This is a genomic window from Thermodesulfobacteriota bacterium, assembly GCA_031082315.1.
GTDB lineage: Bacteria > Desulfobacterota > QYQD01 > QYQD01 > QYQD01 > QYQD01.
The window spans coordinates 1-4,707 of sequence record JAVHLC010000015.1; the positions used below are offsets into that span (position 1 = coordinate 1).

The 4,707-nt window shown below is 51.8% G+C and carries 8 protein-coding genes; 5 read left to right on the forward strand and 3 right to left on the reverse strand.

Annotated elements, in window-relative coordinates; translation table 11 throughout:
• Positions 1 to 203 (forward strand): hypothetical protein (locus tag RDU59_11715; GenBank protein MDQ7839143.1); only part of this gene is annotated, 203 nt, incomplete at its 5' end.
• A gap of 300 nt (positions 204 to 503) precedes the next feature.
• Here the strand turns inward: RDU59_11715 and RDU59_11720 are convergent.
• Both RDU59_11720 and RDU59_11725 read right to left on the reverse strand, forming a co-directional pair.
• Positions 504 to 941, reverse strand: a complete 438-nt coding sequence (locus RDU59_11720) for a helix-turn-helix domain-containing protein (GenBank protein ID MDQ7839144.1) — start codon at positions 939 to 941, stop codon at positions 504 to 506.
• Positions 938 to 1,492, reverse strand: coding sequence for a hypothetical protein (locus RDU59_11725; protein ID MDQ7839145.1), 555 nt, complete (start codon positions 1,490 to 1,492; stop codon positions 938 to 940). The genes RDU59_11720 and RDU59_11725 overlap by 4 nt, the downstream gene beginning before the upstream one ends.
• A gap of 427 nt (positions 1,493 to 1,919) precedes the next feature.
• Between RDU59_11725 and RDU59_11730 the strand changes: the two genes are divergently transcribed.
• Complete coding sequence (locus tag RDU59_11730; GenBank protein MDQ7839146.1) at positions 1,920 to 2,318, forward strand: hypothetical protein; 399 nt, start codon at positions 1,920 to 1,922, stop codon at positions 2,316 to 2,318.
• Complete coding sequence (locus tag RDU59_11735; protein ID MDQ7839147.1) at positions 2,308 to 2,931, forward strand: nucleotidyltransferase domain-containing protein; 624 nt, start codon at positions 2,308 to 2,310, stop codon at positions 2,929 to 2,931. Before RDU59_11730 ends, RDU59_11735 begins: the two co-directional genes overlap by 11 nt.
• 152 nt (positions 2,932 to 3,083) lie before the next feature.
• Here the strand turns inward: RDU59_11735 and RDU59_11740 are convergent, their stop codons facing one another.
• Entirely contained in the window at positions 3,084 to 3,713 is a 630-nt protein-coding gene (locus tag RDU59_11740; protein MDQ7839148.1) for a hypothetical protein, read from the reverse strand.
• A gap of 236 nt (positions 3,714 to 3,949) precedes the next feature.
• Between RDU59_11740 and RDU59_11745 the strand changes: the two genes are divergently transcribed.
• Both RDU59_11745 and RDU59_11750 read left to right on the forward strand, forming a co-directional pair.
• Positions 3,950 to 4,162, forward strand: coding sequence for a helix-turn-helix domain-containing protein (locus tag RDU59_11745; protein ID MDQ7839149.1), 213 nt, complete (start codon positions 3,950 to 3,952; stop codon positions 4,160 to 4,162).
• 130 nt (positions 4,163 to 4,292) lie between these two features.
• A partial coding sequence (locus tag RDU59_11750; GenBank protein ID MDQ7839150.1) for an SgrR family transcriptional regulator occupies positions 4,293 to 4,707 on the forward strand: 415 nt, incomplete at its 3' end.

Below are 4,707 nucleotides of genomic sequence, written 5' to 3' on the forward strand. Positions count from 1 at the left end.
CTGAAGGGGGAAACTGCGGCAGGGGGGGCGGCATAGCCTCTATCAGGGCTTACGTTACACCGAACAGCGAGGCAAAGGCCGGCCCTCAACATGACGCCGAGTACCCAGCCCAACATAACCGGCCGACGAGCCTACCCCCGGCAGGGCACCGGGAGCTCAGAGGAAAGGGGGCGGGCGAGGAGACCGCCTACAGAGACACGTAAAGGCTTTGTTGTCGCCCTGGTGGCAGTGTGAGCAGGCCGGGAGAAAAGCTGCGGTGCAGAGGGCCTGGTCAAGCCCTGGTGATAAACCGAAGACGGTGAGGGTTATCACCAGGGCGGCACTGTCACCAGGGGAGGGAGCGCGGGGAGGAGATCCGGGAGAGTGGATCCTGGGGGTGAACATGAAGGACAATTTTGGAGCATGGCAGGGGGTCTGGAGAGATTTTTATAGGCAAGGGCGACCTTCACCCCGGGCCAAGGGAAAATCGGGCGAAATTTAAGGGGTGTTCGAAAATCCCTTGGTTACGCGCACCGGCGTGAGGGCTTCTTTACCCGCAGCTCGACACCGGCTTTAAGTGCCTCCAGAATTTTCTGCGCCCGCTCAAGGGTGATCCCATGATACTCATTTTTCTCGTCACGGGAAACTTGGGCCTCTGATACGCCAAGACGGCCGGCGAGCTCTTTCTGGCTTAAGCCGAGGTAAATCCTCAGTCCCACAAGGAGGTGACCCACTTCATTGAGGTACTCAATAGGCTGAAAGTCACCGCTTTTCACCCGCTCATACCATTCGACTTCTTCCTTGAGCTGAAGATGAAAAGACACGGCAGGCTCCATGGCCATCTCGATATCCTCTTCCGAGAGCCCGATCTCTCCCATGCGCTTCCTCTGGGCGGCCATTACCTCCTGATCGCCGAGAAGCCTCTTCTGCGCTTCCTGATACTCTCTCTCTGTCCGTATCATCGCTTCCTGCCCCCCTCCTTGAGTAACTTCACAATGCCTTTCTGAATCGGCGGCGCACCGCGTGTCTTGCGGAAGGCCGCGGGAAACTGCTGATCATTGCCGAACTCATCGCGGATGCCGGCAAGCTGGCCGAAGTGCGGATAGAGCTCGACCCTGTATTTATGCCACATAGGAAGCTGCTTTTTGGGAAGGCCCCTATAGGGCCGGCGAAGAGAGGAATCCCAGGTCCAGCAGTCATCAACGAGGAGCAGTTCTGACTGCACATTGCGCCATGAGAGAAGATCGCATATAAAGTAGCCGTCTATATCGTTGGGATGGGCCTTGTTTTCCACAAAGGAGCCGTTAATATAGAGATCGGTGATGCCCACGCTCCAGAGATGGCCTGCGAGCACCTCGAGATTGTCAACAAGGAATAAGCGCCATTCCCTGTCCCAGGACACTATTTCTTTGCGGGGGCCTTTCACCAGAAGAGAGCGGCGGAGCTCCGAAATCGTCAGAGGATAGTCGCCAGGCGGAAGAACGCCATCACGAGTGAAGGTAGAAAATTTCATTGAGCCCCCTCTTTAAGTTAATATTAACATATTGGTTAATATTGCGTCAAGCGAGGCCTTCAATATCGTCAAACTATTCTTTGGCGATATTGGGGTGGGGCGGTATTTTGCCCGTGTGGCGGGCTTTTCTATGGGTCAGTGAAGAGGTGCGATCTCACATTGAAAAATCAACCCACGAGGTGGGGTTTTTTATGGGGTTCTCACCCACCTGGTGGGAATTTTTAAGGAAAGCTTTAAAGCCCCACCTTTATTGATTTCAAGTGGTTCTGTTATTGCAGAATCTCTTTGCTAAAAGAGTATTAGACGACAGAAGCCTGGTTTTGTGCTCAAATCAGGATTTGTTTCCTTTCCCTTGTATGTCGTTGTAACTTGTGTTACAATATTGTGGTAACAGAGGTTACAGCAACAAGAGGAAAGGCCTGATACAATGAACATCGAAGCTCATCTTGAATCCCTGAGAGAAGCATTCTCAACGATAGATCTCTGCGTTGATAAAGGAGCAGAAAACCACCAGCGCGCTATAGGCTTTCTCACCTCCCTCGGCGCGGCGGAAATGCTTGAACTTTACCTCCATAAGAGCAGGCTCCTCCATGTGAGCGCGCGCGTTCACCATGAATGGCTGAAGTCAAAAAAGCGGCTCGCTGAAAAGATCCCGCAGGATTTTCCCCGGAAGGCGGAGATTCTTGAGCTCGTCTATAACATTGAGAAGAACCGCAATGATTTCTGCTATGGCAAGAAAGTGGAGGCTTCGCGCCTGAGAGATCAGCTTGAGCAGTTCAACGCCCTTAAGGAGCTTTTCAGGGAGGTGGGGCTCGATGAGATATAGCAGCGCGGTTCCCTATGCCATGGATTTTGTGTCCTTTGTGCTTGAGCACCTGGAGCCGGGGCGCATCGAGGCGATAAGAGCGGTGATTCTTTTCGGATCGGGCGCGAGAGGGGAGCTCAGGAAAAAAAGCGATATTGATATCTTTTTTGAGGCCTCCGGCGATCTGGCTGCCCTGGAGAGTGAGATTGAGCGGTATGCCGAGGACTTCTATGCGTCGGTAAAATACCGCGATTACTGGAAGCTCAAAGGCTCTACTCAACACTTCAGCTGCCATGTGGGAAACGCCGATGTCTGGAAAAGCCTCTACCCTGCCCTTGTGGCTGACGGCATCGTGCTCTATGGCAAGTATGCCTCTTCCGATGCGCAGGGGAAGACCGGGGTGCTTTTCTTCTGGGACACTGCGCCCTCATATAACAAGCGCATCAATCTATTCAGGACCCTTTACGGCTATAAGGCCCGTGGGAAAACCTATCCAGGCCTGCTCGGGAAGACGGGAGGCGAGAAGCTCACCAGAGGGTGTATTCTCGTCCCATTGGAGTCCCACAAGATAATCGATGAGTTTTTCAAGAAACTTGGAGTGACGGCGAAAAAGCTTTTTGCCTCGTTCTATTGAGCGGCGGTAAAAGCTTTAAGGAAGGCGGGCGCTTTTAGATGCCAATGTATATGCCTTTTTCCTCAAGAGCTTTTTCCAGAGTGGGTTCATTGAAAACCATAGGGTAAATCCTCCTTACGTGAAATATTCTTTAAGCAAGCGGCGAGGCGTTTTTACTTCCACATGCCAGTGGCAATGAGCGCCTTTTTCCACCAGGGCTTTTTGATGTCTGCCATCGCCTGTTCCCAAACTTCTCTCAGGTGCTCTTTCGCCTGCTCGGCCTCGTCGAGTTTCTGCTTCAGCTCCGCCAGGGCGACCTCTTTCTGAGTGATGGCATACTGGGCATCATTGAGGACCTTTTGGGCTTCCTTTATGACGGAGTCCTTCTGGCGGATCTCCTCGGCTATGATATCTGGGGGGGCGGGAAGGGCCTTGACGACCCGGTCGAGCTCCTCAAATTTGTAGCGGTACATCAGAAGGCCTTGGGAAAGCTGGTCGCGCTCTTTCTGTTGCCGCTCATAATATTCGAGCGGGAGGGTGATCACATGACAAGCGTCAGGCATTGAAGGGTGGTCACCCTGGTCACCAACCCTCGTCACCGTGGTCATCTCTTGATCACCCTGACCTACGTCATGAATAGCCTCCCGATGAATAATCCATTCGTCACCGCGTTTTCCCCTGACCTTCCTGACCATCGTCAATTTCTTCCGCCTGATCAATAAACGAAGGGAATTGATACTCTTCCCTGTTAAATTGCTTGCCTCAGTGAGCGTCAACCATTGACCATCGTTGACCATTGTCATGACCATCCTCCTACGGCAAAAAATAATAAGGAACCGGACTAGAGTTACTCTAGCCGGTTCCCGCTGACTATATGCTTCTTTAAAATGAAGAATTTTCCTGCAAGAAAAGAAAGAGCGGATTCCTGAGGCTCATTCCAGAACGGTCACTGCTGGATTTCGAACACTCAAGAAAAGCGTTGACCAATTAAGGTCAATATTGTATAATATTGGAGAATGGAAGTCTAGGGGAGGTCGCTATGGAGCTTCGCGATAACGAGATATATACAATAGAAGAAGCCGCGCAGATACTGAAAGTGAGCCAGACCACCATAAGGAGAAAGATCCGGTCAGGTGAGCTTCGGTCGAACAGGCTCGGGAGGCTCCATAGAATTCGGGGAGAAGAGCTTTTCAAGCTCTTCCTCGATACCGGTGAAGAAGGCGGGCGCAAAAGCGCCACGGCAGGCAAGTAAAAGAAAAAAGCCACACTCAAAATGTGGCGGCGTTATGACTATGCCCGGGGGCATACAAAAACTTGTAAAGATATTATACCATGCCCTCCAGGGATAAGTCAAAACGGCGCCTTTGGAGGGTTATTTCTTTATGGCCGAAAAAAACGGCAAAGGAAGGCACATCGACTATATCTTCGGTCGCTACCCGCTCTGGGTAAGATATAGCAAACTGCCGGGGAAGCTCGGGCCCGGGCCCTGGTGCGTATTTCAGAGGCTCCTGGAGCTCATGGAGCGCTTCGGAAGCAGCCAGTTCCACTACTCAATAGAGCGCCTCATTGAAACGTCAGGAGTAAGCTCACGCCTCGGCATAAGAAAAATACTCAGAAAGCTTGAGCTGGAAGGGCTCATAAAATACGAAAGCCAGCAGGGAAGGGGCAAAGAAAGCAAGTTTGAGGTGATCCTTCCCATTAACGCGCCGCTTTCAGAAGAAGATGTGTACCACATCCATCCGAGGCTCAGATCAAAAAGCTATCAGAGAAAAATTGAGAGCGGAGATCTGCAGGAAA